This window comes from Myxococcus sp. CA023 (assembly GCF_010998615.1).
Lineage (GTDB): Bacteria > Myxococcota > Myxococcia > Myxococcales > Myxococcaceae > Myxococcus.
The window spans coordinates 1-16,207 of record NZ_JAAEAH010000055.1 but is presented as its reverse complement, the minus strand read 5'-3'; the positions used below and the strand labels follow the sequence as shown (position 1 = coordinate 16,207).

Genomic DNA, 16,207 nt, shown 5'->3' with positions numbered 1-16,207 from the left:
TACGGTACCCCTCCGCATATAGCGCGCTACAGGATGTAGCGCGACAGGTCCTCGTCCTGGACGATGGCGGCCAGGCGCTCGCGCACGTAGGCGGCGTCCACCTGGAAATCCCGGGGTCCCATCTCACTGGCGGAGAAGGACACCTCGTCCAGCAGTCGCTCCAGGATGGTGTGCAGCCGCCGGGCTCCGATGTTCGCCGTGCTCTCGTTTGCCTGCTGGGCGATGCGCGCCAGCTCCGTCACCGCGTCGTCGGTGAAGGACAGTCGCACACCTTCGGTGCTGAGCAGGGCCGTGTACTGTCGCAAGAGCGAATTCTTCGGCTCCCGGAGGATTCGGACCAGGTCCTCGCCCGTCAGGGGCTCCAGCTCCACGCGGATGGGAAAGCGGCCCTGCAATTCAGGGATGAGGTCGCTGGGCTTGGACACGTGGAAGGCGCCAGCGGCGATGAAGAGCATGTGGTCAGTCTTCACGACGCCATACTTGGTGTTGATGGTGGAGCCCTCGACGATGGGGAGGATGTCCCGCTGGACGCCCTCCCGGGACACGTCCGGGCCGCCCCCGCCCTTGCCGCCCTCACGGCTGGCAATCTTGTCGATTTCGTCGATGAAGATGATGCCGTTCATCTCCGCGCGGACCACGGCCTCGCGCTGGACGCGGTCGGGGTCCACCAGCTTGGCGGCCTCTTCCTTGCGCAGGAGCTGAAGCGCCTCGGGCACGCGCACGCGACGGCGGCGCGTCTTGTTCATGCCCGGCATGTTCTTGAAGAGGTCCTGGAGGTTGACGCCAATCTCCTCCATGCCCTGGCCGGAGAAGCCCCGCATGAAGGTGGGCGACGACTCCGCGGTCTCCACCTCCACCTCCACGTCATCCAGGGTGCCAGCGCGGAGCTGGGCGCGGAACTTCTCGCGCGCTGTGTCGCTGACACGCTGGACCGGTGGGGGTGGCGGTGGGGCGAAGCCGAACGGCGGCGTCGCGGACGACGACTTCACGCCGCCGCCCTGCATCAGCTCGATCACGCGGTCCTCGGCCAGTTCCTCGGCGCGGGGACCGACCTTCTCGGTCTCCTCCTCGCGGACCAGCGCGATGGCGGCCTCGACGAGGTCGCGAATCATCGACTCGACGTCACGGCCGACGTAGCCGACCTCGGTGAACTTGGAGGCCTCCACCTTGACGAAGGGCGCCTGGGCGAGCTTCGCCAGGCGGCGGGCAATCTCCGTCTTCCCCACGCCGGTGGGGCCAATCATGATGATGTTCTTCGGGTGGATTTCGTCCCGCAGGTCGTCGTTGACCTGCTGGCGGCGCCACCGGTTGCGCAGGGCAATGGCGACGGCGCGCTTGGCGGCGTTCTGCCCGACGATGTAGCGGTCCAGCTCGCTGACGACCTCGCGAGGCGTGAAGGCGGACAACTTGCGCGATTCGGCCACGGGGTGTGTCTCCTAGAGCTCTTCGATGGAGATGTTGGCGTTGGTGTAGATGTCGATTTCACCCGCGATGGTGAGCGACTGGTGCACCACGTCGCGAGCAGACATCTGCGTGTGCGCCATGAGGGCGCGCGCGGCGGCGAACGCGTAGGGGCCACCACTGCCCACGGCGGCGATGCCGTAGTCGGGTTCAATCACGTCACCCGCGCCGGAGAGGATGAACGTCTTCTCCTTGTCGGCGACGATGAGGAGCGCTTCCAGCCGGCGGAGGAAGCGGTCGGTGCGCCAGTCCTTGCCCAGCTCCACGCAGGCGCGGGCCATGTTCTTCTGGTGCTCCTTGAGCTTGGCCTCGAAGCGCTCGAAGAGCGTGAAGGCGTCCGCGGTGCTGCCAGCGAAGCCGGCGAGCACCTGGCCTTCGCCTAGCCGGCGGACCTTCTTCGCCGTGTTCTTCATCACGGTCTTTTCGAGGGAGACCTGGCCGTCGCTGGCGATGGCGACCTTCCCGTCGCGCCGCACGCAGAGAATGGTGGTGCCGTGGAACATAGGACCCGGGGTTTAACAAGCCGGGCGCGGTGTTTCCAAGGAACAGTGACTGGCTGTCTGCTCTCAGACTTCAAAAAGGAAGCACCCACGGCACCACCAGCACCGCCAGCGCGACGATGAGCACCTGGAGCGGGATGCCCACCCGAGCATAGTCGGCGAACCGGTAGCCCCCAGGGCTCATGACCAGCGTGTTCACGGGCGACGCGATGGGCGTGGCGAACGCCGCCGACGCGGTAATGGCCACCGCCATCAGCAGCGGCTCGGGCCGGAGTTCCATGGACTCCGCGATGCGGAGGGCCACCGGGGCCACGAGGACGGCGGTGGCCGTGTTGGAGATGAACAAGCCCAGGGTGGACGTCACGATGGCAAGCACCGCCAATACGGCGTGAGGGCTTGCGCCGGTGAAGAGCCGCTCCAGGCCCGCCACCGCCAGTTGCGTCACGCCGGTCCGCTCCAGCGCGGTGGCCAGCGGGAACATTCCGGCGATGAGCACGACGCTCTCCCAGTTGACCGTGCGGTAGACTTCCGAGGAGCGCACGCAGCCCGTGAGCACCATGGCCACCGCCGCGAGCAGCACAGCGACCACGTTGGGCAGCAGGCCCAGGGCCATCACCGTCAACATCGCCAGGGTGATGACGACGGTGAGCGCCGCCCGCCGTGGGTCCGCGAGGCGGTCGGTGCGCGGGTCGGGTTCGGCGAGCAGCACGAGGTCTCTTCGGGCCTCGGACAGGTTGCGCAGGTGCTTCTTGCGGCCCTTCACGAGCAGGGTGTCGCCGCGCCGCAGCGTGAAGTCTTTGAGTGCGGGAGACGAGGCATCCACCACCGCGTCCGTGCCCCGGCGAATCGCGAGCACCGTGGCCCGGAACTGGTCACGGAAGCGCGCCTGACGGAGCGTCCGGCCCACCAGCGCCGAGCGGCGGGGAATCACCACCTCCGCGAGCGACTCCTCGGGAGGCAGCGACAGCGATTGCAAGGACGGGAGCCGCTCCAACCCCCAGTGCTCCACCGTCGCGACGACTGCATCCTCATGGCCCTGGACGACCAGGACTTCGTTCGCTCCGAAGGGACGGTGCGGAACCACCGGATGCGCATCGCCCGCCAATGAGATGCCCACCACATTCACTGCGTGCGCGGAGCGCAGGTTGGCCTCGCCGAGCGTCCGGCCCACGAGCTTCGAGCCACGGGGAACACGGAGGGCATGAAGCAACGTTCCCAGGCCGTACTCAGTGGCGAAGTCCTCGGGCGACAGCACGGCCTGCGCCGCGACCTGCCCCTGCGCCGCCGAGGGCAGCAGGTATTTGCCGGCGAAGATGAGGAACAGCATGCCCGCGGCGAGCATCACCACGCCGATGGGGAAGAAGGTGAAGAAGCGGAACGGCTCATGGCCTGCGTCCCGAAGCGCCCCACTCACGATGAGGTTGGGCGGGGTGCTGATGAGCGTCAGCATGCTTCCCAGGTGGGCGGCGAACGCGAAGGGCAGGTAGATGCGGGCGGGCGCGATTCCGCGCCGGAGGGCGAGCGTCCCCACCACCGGCATCAAGATGGCCACGGTCCCCGTGGAGCTCATGAAGGCGGACAGGGCGGCGGTGGCCAGCATCACCACGGCGATGGTGCGCCCCTCCCCTTCCCCCGCGAGGTGCCCCAGCCGCTGTCCCAGCCACCCCGCCAGTCCTGTCTCCGTGATGGCGCCGCCAATCACGAAGAGCCCCACCAGCATGATGACCACCGGGTTGCTGAAACCCGCGAGCGCATCCTCCACAGGAACGATGTCGAAGAGGAGGAGCGACAGGAGCGCGAGCAGCGCCACGATGTCCAGCCGTACCCGGTCGCTCACGAAGAGCACCAGGGAGACGGCGAGGACGCCAAGGGTGATGAGCGCGGGAAGGGTCACATCGAGCAGCTATGACACCCCACGTGGGGATCCGCTACCCCAACGCCCCAGGCTCGACGTCACGACCGCTGGCGCGCCAATAGCACCGGCAAGCCCCACTGCACGCCCAGATGGACGAGACAGAGCGCCACGAGAACCGGGGCAAAACAGGACAGGGACAAACCCGAGCGAATGGCGCAGAACTGCGCGTAGAACAGCAATGCAACCACGGGAACGCCCGAAGCCATCCGCTTTCTGAGTGCTGTCGTCACCAACAGGAACACGGTGAACCCGTCTGACAACACGCCCAGTGCCAGGAAGAACCAGGCCAGCCCGTTCGCCATGGCGGCCACGGTCTGCATCACGTTGCACCGCCTGGACTCATTGCACTCACGCCCGCGGATGCGCGGAGTCGTAGACCTGCTGGAGCTGCTCCCACGTCACCTGGGTATACCGCTGCGTGGTGGACAGGCTCGAATGGCCCAGCAGCTCCTGGATGCTGCGGATGTCCGCGCCCCCGCCCAGCAGGTGCGTGGCGAAGGAGTGACGCATGGCATGCGGGCTCACCTTCCGCGTCAGCGCGCACTTCAGCACGTACGTGTCCAGGTGCCGCGCGATGCTCCTCGGCGTCAGGCGGCCACCCCGGAAGTTGAGGAACATCGCCTCTGGCGCCTGGTCCTTCCGAATCGTGGCCAGCAGCTCTCCCCGCCTCGCGAGGTACGCCTCCAACGCCCGGATGGACTGCGCGTTCACGGGCACGAGCCGCTCCTTGCTCCCCTTGCCCATCACCCGGACGATTCGCCCGCTGCGGTCGATGTCCAGCAGGTCCAACCCGCACAACTCACTGATACGCAGGCCGCCACCGTAGAGCAGCTCCAGAATCGCCCGGTCCCGCAGCCCGAGCACCGTCTTCACGTCAGGCATGTCCAGGATGGCGAAGACCTCCTCCACCGGCAGCACCTTGGGCAGCGTCTTCGGCAGCTTCGGGCTCTTCACCAACTTCGCGGGGCTGGCCGGTAGCAGCTTCTGCCGCACCAGGTACTTGTAGAACGACTTGATGCTCGCCAGCCGCCGCGCCCGGCTCGCGGGCGCGTGGTCCGTGCTCAACGTGCCCAGGTAGCCACGAATCGCCGCGTGCGTCCCCGACAGGAGCGACAGCTTCACTCGCTCCACCAGGTAGCGCTCGAAGTCCACCAGGTCGATGAGGTAGTTGCGCACCGTGTGCGGGGACGAGCCCTTCTCGTCCTCCAGGTGGGCGCGGAACTTCTCCAGCAGCGGCGACAGGCTCGTCATCGAGGACGAGCCTACGGGCCGGAGAAATCCTGGCAAGATTCGCGGTGGGCCTACGGTGCCTTGGCCGGAGCCGCGGCAGGCGCTGCTGCCGCCGCAGGAGCCGGCTCCGCCTGGGACGGCAACACCGCCAGGCAGGTGTCCTGAGACAACCAGCCCGCGTGGCAGAACCAGGTCAACAGCGGAATCCGGACCTGCCAGAGCAACACGAAAATCACCGCCAGCGTGATGGCCAGCTTCGTCCACCCGGACGTGCCCTCCGCCTCGTCGTCCTCCTGTTGCCGGACCAGCGCCGAGCGCACCATGTCCAAGCGGTCCACCCGGGCGTTCGAGGGCAGTTTCGGACGGCGCGTCACCAGCGAGGACAGCTCCGGCGTCAGCATCAGCCGGTCGTTCAGCGCCCAGCCCGAGCCTTCCAACAGCAGCGCCAGGTTGCGCCGGCGCAGCTTCAGCCAGCCCAGGAGCCCCGCCGGGGCCATGACGACAATGGCAATCAGCGTCGCCGCGGAGATGAGGTCCACCAGCGTCAGCGACTTCACCTGCGTCATGATGAACGCGAAAGACGAGCCCAGCGCCGCCGCCGCCAGGCCGCCCGCCGCCACGATGCCCGCCAACCCGCCTCCCGCGGGCGCCGCCGCGGCCGGAGCCGGGCCCGCCGCCGGAGGAGGCGCCACCGGCGGCGCATTCGTCGCGTTCGTGTAGCCCTGCTCCAGCGTCGAATCGAACGTCTTCTCGCCCGCCGACGCCAGGCCCTCCACCTTCTGGGTGATGAACTCGCCGATGCGCGCGAAGGGCATGGTCATCGACTCCCACAGTGACACGGGCTGACGAACCACCTGCGTCACGATGGCGTCGCTCTCCACGCCGTCCACGTCGTAGAAGACGCCCCGCTTGCCCACCGCGAGCTCCGTGCTTCGGCCGCTCGTCACCGGCACCGCCACTTCATACCCGGGCGTCCCGTCCTTCGGCGCCACCTGGACATAGAGGATGCAGGTGGTCCCCAGCGCGGTGAGCGCGGAGTGCGCGGCCCGGTTCGTCACCAGCACCGACAGCGTGTACTTGCGCCCGCCCAGGATGAGCGTCCCCTTCTCCACCAGCGCCAACCGCTTGGGCATGTAGAGGTTGGGCATGCTGATGAAGTTGTTCGCGAACAGCAGCAGCCAGCGCTGGTAGAGCACCAACCGCTCCAACTCGTTGACGGCATCCAGCGTGGGCTTGAGCGCGAGGTCCGCCGCGCTCGCGGCTCCCAGGGCATCCAGGTCCGCGTCCGAAACCGACGGCAGCGTGTCCATCAGCTTGCGCACCGGGTTCGCCTCGAGCTGCGCCTGCCACGCCAGCACGCCGTCCGCCTTCGCCGCCAGCTCTCGCCACGCCGAGTCCGACAGCCGCTGCGAATCCCCCGTCATCGGCGTGGCGACGTCCGTCCGGAACGCCTCCACCACCTCGTACGCGGGCCCGCGCAGGAGACGGGACCACTCCAGCACACCCGACGCATCCGGCGGCGCGATGGGCAGGTCGCCCGCCGCCTTCCCCAGCGCCGCCACGTCGCCCAGCGCGCCCTCCACCCGCTCCGCGCGCAGGCGCAGGCTCGCCGCCGCTTCGGGCTGCGCTGCCACCAGCCGGCACTGCACGAAGTACGCATCCAGCAGCGGCGCCACGTCGCGCACGCGCTTCGCCGTCTCCAGGCTGACGTCACCCCAGACGAACGCCGCGCCCTGCTTCTCCCGGTGCTCCCGCAGCTTCGCGCGCTCCTCGCGGAAGCGCTTCACCAGCGTCGCGTCCACGCCCACCTTGCCCGCCCGGTTCGTCAGCGCGGGAAAGCTGGCCATCAGCTCCTGGGCCAGGGGCCGCAGGTGCTCGGGCAGGTGATCGGGCGCGACGATGCCATCGCCGTTCTGCCCGGTCTCTCGCAGGGCCTTCTCGCTCTCGCGAACCTGCGCCAGTGAGATGCGCCCGGCGTCCGTCGCCTTCAGCGTCCGGAGAATCATCTCCGCCGCGCCGCGCAGGGGCCGCGCCCCCTCGCTGAGCGCGTCCAGCTCCAGCACGTCACTGGAGGCGTCCGCGCCGCGCCGGTCCTTGAGCTGCTTGGCGGCCCAGTCCACCGCCGTGCGCACCTCCGCCACGCGGATGCGGCCATTGCCGTCCGCGTCCATCAACGTCAGCAGGCGTGGATCACAGCTCAGGCCCTCCAACGGGCACGCCGTTGCAATCCACTGCGTTTCGGGGATGCGGATCGCCTCCACCAGCACATCGAAGGAGGGGATGTCGACCTGGAGCGAGCCGCCGTAGCGGCGATAGATGAGCGAAGCCATGCAGGCGGCGGAAGTAAGCACACCGCCCGGCGAATCGCACGATCCTCAACAGTCAAAAGCTACAGCGTCGCGGGGACGCTGTAGATGCCGGCCTTCGGGCCCTGCGTAATCGCGTACACGGCCAGCGAGTCATTCGTGCCCCCGAAGGACACCGGCACCTGGACGCCCTGGTCCAGCGTCTTCCGCGCCTGGGTCTTCACGTCGAACACCGCCACGTCATAGGTGTCCGAGTCCATGCGGGCATAGGTGACAAGCACCCGCTGACCGTCCTCGGACAGCTTGTAGCTGAAGATGCCCTGCAGCCACGTGCGGGGGTCCGCCTGCCGGGGCAGGTCCATGGCCATGAAGTCACACGAGCGCCCATTGCGGATGCAGTTGGAGCGGAACACCACCTGCCCGTTGCCCGGCGTGAAGCCATACCCGAAGACGCCCTGCTGCACCTTGGCCGCCCGCTCCTCGCCCAAGGTGTACAGCATCAGGTCCACCGAGTATGCGGGCTTGAGGATGCGCGAGAGGAACGCCACATAGCGCCCGTCCGAGCCCCAGACGAAGTTGGGCACGCGGCCGCCCACCTGCTTCGTCGTGCCGTCCGGCAGCGCGGCCACCGACATCAGCCCCGCGTTCGCCGTCGAGTCATACTTCTCCAGGAAGCCCACCGCCTGCGAGTCCGGAGCGAAGGCCAGCTTCTCCACCTGCACGCCCAGCTTGCGCCCCGCGCCACCCGTCGCCGGGCCCAGGTACAAGTCCCCTGGCACGTTCGGCTTGCCGTTCTCCGTGCGCGCCAGCCACTTGCCATCGGGCGAAAAGGCAAACACACCCGAGGCCACCGCCAGGCGCTTCACCTTCAGCTCCGGCAACTCTGCCAGGTACAAGTCATACAGCCCCCGCACCGACTCGCTGCGCACCTGGAAGGCCACGCGCTGACCATCCGGGGAGACTTCGTAGTCCCCCACCTGGTCCCCCACCTTCACGGGCGGCGCATCTGGATTCTCCACGGAGATGGCCGCCAGGCCCCCCGCCGCGGCCAGTCGGCGCTTGAAGAGCAGCGTCTTGCCGTCCGGCGTGAACTGGGCGGTGCTGACCTCCCCCGCCACGTCCGTGAAGGGCCCTGACGGCAGCGTGCCCAGCTTCAGCTTGCCGCCGTCCACGTAGGCCAGCTTCGTCCCATCCGGGCTGGGCAGCATGTAGCTGACCGCCGTGCCCAGCACGACGGGCGCCGCCTTCGCGTCATCCAGCGACGCCACGTTCAGCGCGCCCGACTGCGTCGCCGGGTTGTAGCCGGTGAGGAAGAGGACGTGCTTCGAGCCCGGCGCCACCAACTGTCCGCCGGGGACGTTCGTCACGCCCTCGCCCAGCTTGCGCGGCTCGCCGCCCTCCACGGGCACCACGTACAGCTCGCCCAGCACCATCTGCGGCGGAATGCCGTCCAGCCGGGGCTTCTGCCCGTTGACGATGTACGTGGCGAAGCGGCCGTTCGGCGTCACCCGCAGGTCCGTCACGCGGCCCGCGGCCAGGAGCGTGCCCTGCCCCGCGCCGGGGGCACCGGGCGGAGGTGGCTTCTCCGCCGTCGCGGCGGCCTTGGCGCGCCGCACGCCCGGGGCCTCCGAGCCGCCATTTTCGCCCGGCTTGCAGCCCGTGCCCGCCATCACCAGCGAGGCCATCAGGCCCGCGGTCCACAGCCGCCCCTGCCGCATCCGCATCATGCGCTCCTCTGATCCACGTGCTCGGGGGCGCCCGCCGCCGGGACGCCCGCATGCGGCAGCCATGCCGCCAGGTCCTGCTTCGCGCGCGCCGAATACGCCGCGCGCTTCTCCGCCTTCTTCATCCGCCCGGTCAGCGGCGGAAAGATGCCGAAGCTGATGTTGGAGGGCTGGTGCGGGTAGTCCGGCGGGTGCGCTTCGCCCGTCACGTGCCGCAGCAGCGCGCCCATCGCCGTGGTGGCCGGCGGCGGAACGAACTCCGTCCCCGTCAGCCGTGCGTGCAGCGCCAACGCCACCAGGTATCCACATGCCGCGCTCTCCACGTAGCCCTCCACGCCGGAGATCTGCCCCGCGAAGTAGAGCCGGGGCTCCGTCTTCAGCGACAAGTCCTTCGTCAGCAGCCGGGGCGAGTCGATGAAGGTGTTCCGGTGGATCTGCCCCATCCGGAGGAACTCCGCTTGCTGAAGTCCGGGGATGAAGCTGCTGAAGATGCGCTTCTGTTCACCCCAGGTCAGCCGCGTCTGGAAGCCCACCATGTTCCAGGACGTGCCGCCCACGTCCTCCATGCGCAGCTGCACCACCGCGTAGGGCTCCTGGCCCGTGCGCGGGTCCCTCAGGCCCACCGGCTTCATGGGCCCGTAGGCCAGGGTGTCGTCGCCACGCTCGGCCATCACTTCAATGGGCAGACACCCTTCGAAGTACTTGGGTTCCTCGAAAGCGTGCGGCACCACCTTCTGACCCGCCTTCACCTCGGCGATGAAGCGGTAGTACTCGTCCTTCGTCATCGGCAGGTTGAGGTAGTCGTCCCCGCCGCCCTTGCCGTAGCGGCTCTGGCGGAACGCCACGTTCATGTCGATGGAGTCCGCCGACAGGATGGGCGCGATGGAGTCATAGAAGTAGAGCTTGGTGCCCACGTGGCGCTCCAGCTCCCGCGTCAGCGCATCCGACGTGAGCGGTCCCGTGGCAATCACCACCGGGCCGTCCTCGGGCAGCTGCTCCACCTCGCCGGCCACCAGCTCCACGCCGGGCTGGCGCAGCAGGGACTCCGTAATCGCGGCGGAGAAGCGCTCGCGCTCCACCGCCAGCGCGTCCCCCGCGGGCACCCGGTTCGCGTCCGCGGCGCCCAGCACCAACGAGCCCAGCGCGCGCAGCTCCGCGTGCAGCAGGCCAACGGCGCTCTCCGGGTTGTCCGAGCGCAGCGAGTTGCTGCACACCAGCTCCGCCAGCGTGTCCGACTTGTGCGCGGGCGAACGCTTCTGGGGCTTCATCTCCCGCAGCACCACCGGCACCCCGCGGCGGGAGAGCTGGTAGGCGCACTCCGTCCCCGCCAGGCCGCCGCCAATCACCGTCACCCGCTGCTTCTGATCCGCCATCCGCTTCCTCCAGGCCCGCGCCGCGCGGCGTCCAGCAACTGTTAGCAGGACTGACACGCCCTGGCCCAGCGTCGATTCAACCGTGTGCACCCCCACGCTTTCGCTCCGGATTCACGCCTGGCCGGCTGCCCACCGGCCCACCTCCGCCTCCCGCTGGAAGGCGCGGTTTCCCTACCTGGGTTGCACCCCTACGTTTCTCGCGTTCGCCGCTCGGGGGCGGCCTGCATCCGGGCGAGCGCCACTGAACTCGTAGACTGGGAGTACCGAAGCCATGGCGACCCGCCGAAACCAGGACCTGAACCGGATCCGCGAACTCCTGCAGCGCCGCCGCCGGGAGATCCTCAGCGCCAACGAGGGGGCGCACCGCGAGCTCACCGCCCTGAAGAACCAGGAGCGGGACCCCGAATACGAAGAAAACGCCCAGTCCGAGCTGGCCGACTACACCCTCTCCAGTCTGATGGAATCGCAGCGGCGCGAAATCATGCTCATCGACGCGGCGCTGCGCCGCATGGAGATGGGCGTGTTCGGCGAGTGCGTGGACTGCGGCTTCGAGATTCCCATCGAACGCCTGGAGGCCCTGCCCTTCGCCATCCGCTGCGAGGAGGACGCCAGCATCCACGAACTCGAGACGCGCGGCGGCCCCATGGCCAGCCCGTCTCTCTGAGGCGATGCGAGCGCGCGCTCCCGGTGCCGCCCCGGGGGCGTGCTACTCGCCCTCTTTCTGGAGCACCACGAAGCGGTAGTTCTCCAGCTCGTTCTGCCCCGCCGTGTAGAGCACGGTGAGGAGCATGTCGTAGGGAATCTTCTTGTCCGCGATGACGGACAGCTCCCCGCTGAAGGGCGCCGACGGGTTGCGCGCGGCGATGTACTTCAGCTTCTCCACTTCCTTCTTCAGCTGCGCATCCAGCGGCAGCACCAGCCGCCCCTGGAGCTTATCGGCCGGGAACTGACCGTTCTGCAGCCGCAGGACCTCCCGCTCACCCACCAGCACATTCCTGGGCGTGATGGTGACGGCTACGGTGTCCTTGGGCGTGGCGCGCGTGGAGGACACGGGCGGACGCACGTCCTCGGACGCCGTCACCGCCGCGGACGACGAGGCGAAGGACTTGAGCAGGAACACCAGGAGGATGGTCATCATGTCCATCATCGCGGTGATGTTCAGCTCCTTGATCTCCCCCGCCGCCTCGCGCTCCTTGCGCTTCTTGCGCGCCAGGGCCCGGCGGTAGCTCAGCCGCGCCACGGCTTCCGCGTCGGGCGTGTCCACGGCGGATGTCGTCGGGTCGGCCATGGCTCAGATGGCTCCCAGGGTGACGTCCGGGAACAGCAGCCGGCGCTCGCGGCCCTGCGTCTCACGGATGGCGTCCAGCGTCTGCGTCAGCGTCTCGTAGGGGACGTCCGGGTCCGCGCCCACGATGACCTTCGTCTCCTTGGGGAAGGCGGACTTGATCTCCACCATCTTCGCGTTGAGCGCGGAGAAGTCGTGCACGCCATCCGCCTTCACGGGGATGGTGGGCGTACCCGCCTCTCCGAGGATGGCGTTCTCGCTGCTGACGAAGTGCCCCTTCTTGGAGATGAGCACGGACAGCGTCAGCTTCGGCGCATCGTCCGGGTTCTCCTGGGCCATGCCCGTCGTCGGCGCGCCATAGGCGGGGGCGTTGACGTTGATGATGCCGAACGTCGTCAGGCCGGTGATGGACAGCAGCATGAAGATGATGAGGTTCATGAGGATGTCGAGGTACGGGACGATGTTCAGCTCGCCCGCCTCTTCTTCCTCACGGACCTTCAGCTTGCGCCGGGAGTAGTGGAACGCCATGGCCGCGTGCCCTTGCGCTCTACGAAGCGCGCGCCTCGAGCTCCGTGGTGGCCGGGTCCACGGAACCGCGGCGCGACAGGAGGTTCTCCAGCTTGAGCGCGTTGAGCTCCAGCCCCTCCACCATGCTCTTCGCGTACGACGTGAGGAACAGGTGGAAGATGATGCAGATGACGGCGATGGAGAGCGCGAAGGCGGTGTTGTTCATCGCCTTGGAGATGCCGTCCGACAGCAGCACCTGCTTCTGCTCCGCCGGCACGTTGCCCAGCGCCTGGAAGGTGCCGATGAGGCCGAAGATGGTGCCCACCAGCCCCACCAGCGTGGCGATGTTCGCCAGGGACCACAGCCAGGGGATGCGCTTGGACACGTTCGGGCTGTGCTCGACAATGGCCTCTTCCACCGCCTTGGAGACCTCAATCTCACCGCGGTTGGCGTTCACCAGGCCCGCGCGGACCACCTTGGCCAGCGGCGCGTTGGGCGCCATGGCGCACACCTTCACGGCCCGGTCCAGGTTGCCGCTGCGCACCAGCTTGGCAATCTGCTCCATGAAGGGCGGCGCGTTGAGGTTGTAGCGGAACACCAGGGTGACGATGCGCTCCAGCGCGACCGCCAGCGAGCACGCCAGCCAGAACAGGTTCACGAACATGAACGGTCCGCCATCCTTGAAAAACTTGATGACGGAGTCCGTGACGCCCAGCTTGCCCCCTTCCGTGGCCGCGAGGGTCACGTCCAGCAGCAGCTCGCTTACCGAGGGAATCATTGCGCCCAGAGTCCTTTCGACGCCCGCCCCCCGGGGCGCGCCCATCCGGACGCGGGCACCCGTTCGACGTTCCCGGGGAGGGAGCAGCCTGGACTTCTAGGGCGGGCCCGCCAAGGCTGTCAAGCCGAGGACGGGCCATGCCCATGTAACTACTGGGCTTTCAAGCAGCCGAGGAGGCTTCGGGTGACCCACCCGGGCCCCCGGGCTGCTCGGTGATTTCGCGCCGGTAGTCGCACTCCTTGTTGGGGCACGCCACGTACGGGCCGTCCCGCTTGGAGAACTTCTGGAGCAGGTAGGGGGACGCGCAGGTGGGGCACGGCTCGGCCAGCGGCCGGTCCCAGGCGGCGAACTTGCAGTCCGGGTAGCGGTTGCAGCCGAAGAAGATCTTCCCGCGGCCACTGCGGCGCTCCGTCAGGTAGCCCTCCTTGCACTCCGGACACGCCACGCCGATGGAGATGGGCTTGGACGTCTTGCAGTCCGGGTAGCCGGAACAGGCCAGGAAGCGCCCGAAGCGGCCCCGCTTGATGACCATGGGCTTGCTGCACTTCTCGCAAGTCTCGTCGGTGGTCTCCTCCTCCACCATGACGATCTTGCCCTCGGCGTCCCGCTTGAAATCCTTCGTGTTCTTGCAGTCCGGGTAGTTCGAGCACGCGAGGAAGTGCCCCATCTTCCCGAACTTGATGACGAAGAGGTTGCCGCACTTCTCGCAGGGGATGTCCGTCTTGATCTCCTCCCGCTTGACGTCGCGCATCTCCGCTTCGGCCTTCTCGAGCGTCTCCTTGAAGGGCCCGTAGAAGTCGTGCAGCACGGACTTCCAGTTGGCGCCGCCCTCGGAGATCTGGTCGAGCTTCTCCTCCATCGTCGCCGTGAAGGTGACGTCCAACTCGTGGGGGAAGTGCTTGACCAGCATCTCGTTGGTCATGTTCCCCAGGTCCGTGGGCCGGAAGCGGCCCTCCAGCTTCTCCACGTACTTCTTGTCCTGGATGGTGGAGAGAATGGCGGCGTAGGTGGACGGGCGACCGATGCCGCGCTCTTCCAGCTCCTTCACCAGCGTGGCCTCGCTGAAGCGCGGAGGCGGCTGGGTGAAGTGCTGCTCGTGGAGCAGCTTCTGGAGGTTCAGCGCGTCACCGTCGTTGAGCACCGGCAATTCGCCCACGGCGTCGGCGCCCTCGGCGTTCTCGTCACCGGCGGCCTTGGCCTTCTCCTTCTCCGCCTCTTCCTCCGGCGTCAGGCCGGCGCCGTAGACCGCCAGGTAGCCGGCGAACTTCAGCGTGCTGCCGGAGGCGCGGAAGGTGGCCCGGCCCGCGGCGATGTCCGCGCTGGTCTGGTCATAGACGGCGGGCTTCATCTGACACGCGACGAAGCGGTTCCAGATGAGCTCGTAGAGGCGGTACATGTCCTCCTCGCCCATGGCTTCGAAGAAGGGCTTCACCCGCTCCGGCGGATACTCCAGCGACGTGGGCCGGATGGCCTCGTGCGCGTCCTGGGCGCTCTTCTTGCTGCGGTACACCATGGGCTCGTCGGGCAGGAAGTCCTTGCCGTACTTGCCGTCGATGAACTCGCGCACCTGCTTCACCGCGTCGTCGGACAGACGGGTGGAGTCCGTACGCATGTACGTGATGAGCGCCGTCTGGCCTTCGTCACCCAGCGGCACGCCTTCGTAGAGGCGCTGCGCCAGCGTCATCGTCTTCTTCGCGGTGAAGGACAGCCGGTTGGCCGCCTCCTGCTGGAGCTTGGAGGTGATGAACGGCGCGGGCGCGTTACGGCGGCGCTCGCGGCGGTCCACCTTGGCCACCACGAAGCTGGCCGTCTGGAGCTCGGCGACCAGGCTCTCCGTGAAGACGCGCTCCTTCAGCTCCACCTTCTTGCCGTCCAGCTTGGACAGCTTGGCCTTGAACGGCGGCGGGCCGGCGGGTCCCTCCAGCAGCGCGTCCAGCGTCCAGTACTCCACGGGGACGAAGGCCTTGATTTCGTCCTCGCGCTCCACGATGAGCCGCACCGCCACGGACTGCACGCGGCCAGCGGACAGGCCACGGCGCACCTTCTTCCAGAGCAGCGGGGAGATTTGATACCCCACCAGCCGGTCGAGGATGCGGCGCGTCTGCTGCGAGTCGTAGTTGTCCTGGTTGAGCTGGCGCGGCTGCGCGATGGCTTCCTGGATGGCCTTCTTGGTGATTTCGTTGAAGGTCACCCGGAGCGCGTCGGGATGCGCCAGCTCCTCCTTGATGTGCCACGCAATGGCCTCGCCCTCGCGGTCGGGGTCCGTGGCCAGGAAGACGCGGTCGGCCGACTTCGCCATCTTCTTGAGCTCGTTGAGGACCTTCTCCTTGCCCTTGATGACCGTGTACTCGGGCTGGAAGTCGTGCTCCACGTCGACGCCCATCTTGCTCTTGGGCAAATCCTTCACGTGGCCCACGGAGGCCTTCACCGTGTAACCGGAGCCCAGGTACTTCTTGATGGTCTTCGCCTTGGCGGGAGACTCCACGACGACCAGGTAGTGCGGGCCCTTGCCACGGGGCGTGACCTCCTCCTCCGCGTCTGCTTCCACGGTGGGGAGTTCGTCCTCGTCGCCCTTCTTGGTGCGGCGGCGGGCCGCCGTCTTCTTCGCGGCGGTCTTCTTCTTGGCCGCAGGCTTCTTCTTGGCGGCGGCCTTCTTGGCGGCGGCCTTCTTGGCGGGCGCCTTCTCCTCGGCCGCCTCAGTCTCTTCCACCTTCTTCTTCGTCCGCGTGGCCATGACTCTCCTACCTAGATTCTTTCGTACAGCCTTCCGGGGTGCTGGATGACCAGCCCCGTCAATTCCAACTCCACCAGCGCGCTGGCGAGCGCCGCCGGTGAGAAGGTGCTGCCGACCAGCACCTCGTCGAAGCTCCGGGGAACCCGGTCCAACATCGCGAAGGCCCCCTTCGCTTCCACGGAAAGGTCCTCCCATGAGCCCATCGTCCCAGGAGGAACCGCCGCCAGAGGGTCGACTTTCAGCACCCTCCACACATCATCCGGGCCCAGGCAAACCGCCGCCTCCCCGTCCCGCAGCAATGCGTTGCAGCCGGCCGCCTCCTCCTGGCGTACGTCACCGGGCATCGCGAACACCGGCCGCCCCTGCGCCCGCCCCGCCTCCGCCGTGTACAGGC

At 68.0% G+C, this 16,207-nt stretch carries 13 protein-coding genes and 1 pseudogene; 1 reads left to right on the top strand and 13 read right to left on the bottom strand.

The genetic code is table 11. The annotated features are described in order from the left end of the window. Window positions 1-26: 26 nt before the first annotated feature. The 8 genes from hslU to trmFO all read right to left on the bottom strand — a co-directional run bounded on the left by hslU (window position 27) and on the right by trmFO (window position 10,509). Window positions 27-1,424 carry an ATP-dependent protease ATPase subunit HslU gene (hslU, locus tag F8M74_RS23430; protein ID WP_141256288.1) on the bottom strand — a complete coding sequence of 466 codons (1,398 nt, stop codon included), beginning with the start codon at window positions 1,422-1,424 and terminating at the stop codon, window positions 27-29. 12 nt (window positions 1,425-1,436) lie between these two features. Then, window positions 1,437-1,964: an ATP-dependent protease subunit HslV gene (gene hslV / locus F8M74_RS23425; protein ID WP_011553068.1), complete on the bottom strand. Its 528-nt coding sequence runs from the start codon at window positions 1,962-1,964 to the stop codon at window positions 1,437-1,439. Between the two features lie 70 nt (window positions 1,965-2,034). After that, the gene (locus F8M74_RS23420; protein ID WP_141279575.1) at window positions 2,035-3,855 is read right to left on the bottom strand and encodes an SLC13 family permease; all 1,821 of its coding nucleotides are present in this window, start codon (window positions 3,853-3,855) and stop codon (window positions 2,035-2,037) included. A 59-nt stretch (window positions 3,856-3,914) separates the two neighbouring features. Further along, window positions 3,915-4,196, bottom strand: a complete 282-nt coding sequence (locus F8M74_RS23415) for a hypothetical protein (protein WP_141258681.1) — start codon at window positions 4,194-4,196, stop codon at window positions 3,915-3,917. A gap of 28 nt (window positions 4,197-4,224) precedes the next feature. Continuing rightward, window positions 4,225-5,127, bottom strand: a complete 903-nt coding sequence (locus F8M74_RS23410; RefSeq protein ID WP_140862268.1) for a tyrosine recombinase XerC — start codon at window positions 5,125-5,127, stop codon at window positions 4,225-4,227. Between the two features lie 50 nt (window positions 5,128-5,177). Further along, the gene (locus F8M74_RS23405) at window positions 5,178-7,436 is read right to left on the bottom strand and encodes a kinesin (RefSeq protein ID WP_171410545.1); all 2,259 of its coding nucleotides are present in this window, start codon (window positions 7,434-7,436) and stop codon (window positions 5,178-5,180) included. A gap of 59 nt (window positions 7,437-7,495) precedes the next feature. After that, a complete protein-coding gene (locus tag F8M74_RS23400; protein WP_141258679.1) occupies window positions 7,496-9,139 on the bottom strand; it encodes a PD40 domain-containing protein in 1,644 nt (547 codons plus the stop codon). Then, window positions 9,136-10,509: a methylenetetrahydrofolate--tRNA-(uracil(54)-C(5))-methyltransferase (FADH(2)-oxidizing) TrmFO gene (gene trmFO, locus F8M74_RS23395; RefSeq protein WP_141258678.1), complete on the bottom strand. Its 1,374-nt coding sequence runs from the start codon at window positions 10,507-10,509 to the stop codon at window positions 9,136-9,138. Before trmFO ends, F8M74_RS23400 begins: the two co-directional genes overlap by 4 nt. A 271-nt stretch (window positions 10,510-10,780) precedes the next feature. On the opposite strand from trmFO, the gene F8M74_RS23390 reads away from it, so the two are divergent. Then, on the top strand, window positions 10,781-11,173 hold the full coding sequence (locus F8M74_RS23390) for a TraR/DksA family transcriptional regulator (RefSeq protein WP_141258677.1): 393 nt from the start codon (window positions 10,781-10,783) through the stop codon (window positions 11,171-11,173). 42 nt (window positions 11,174-11,215) lie between these two features. On the opposite strand, the gene F8M74_RS23385 is transcribed toward F8M74_RS23390, so the two are convergent. From F8M74_RS23385 to F8M74_RS23365, 5 genes and pseudogenes are all read right to left on the bottom strand, one after another. Then, a complete protein-coding gene (locus tag F8M74_RS23385; protein ID WP_011553061.1) occupies window positions 11,216-11,797 on the bottom strand; it encodes a biopolymer transporter ExbD in 582 nt (193 codons plus the stop codon). A 3-nt stretch (window positions 11,798-11,800) separates the two neighbouring features. Then, entirely contained in the window at window positions 11,801-12,322 is a 522-nt protein-coding gene (locus F8M74_RS23380) for a biopolymer transporter ExbD (RefSeq protein ID WP_141258676.1), read from the bottom strand. A gap of 19 nt (window positions 12,323-12,341) precedes the next feature. Continuing rightward, window positions 12,342-13,079, bottom strand: a complete 738-nt coding sequence (locus F8M74_RS23375) for a MotA/TolQ/ExbB proton channel family protein (protein WP_026114210.1) — start codon at window positions 13,077-13,079, stop codon at window positions 12,342-12,344. Window positions 13,080-13,239: 160 nt separating this feature from the next. Beyond that, a complete protein-coding gene (gene topA / locus F8M74_RS23370) occupies window positions 13,240-15,813 on the bottom strand; it encodes a type I DNA topoisomerase (protein ID WP_141258675.1) in 2,574 nt (857 codons plus the stop codon). A gap of 11 nt (window positions 15,814-15,824) precedes the next feature. Next, a pseudogene (locus F8M74_RS23365) lies at window positions 15,825-16,207 on the bottom strand (DNA-processing protein DprA); the annotation flags it as partial.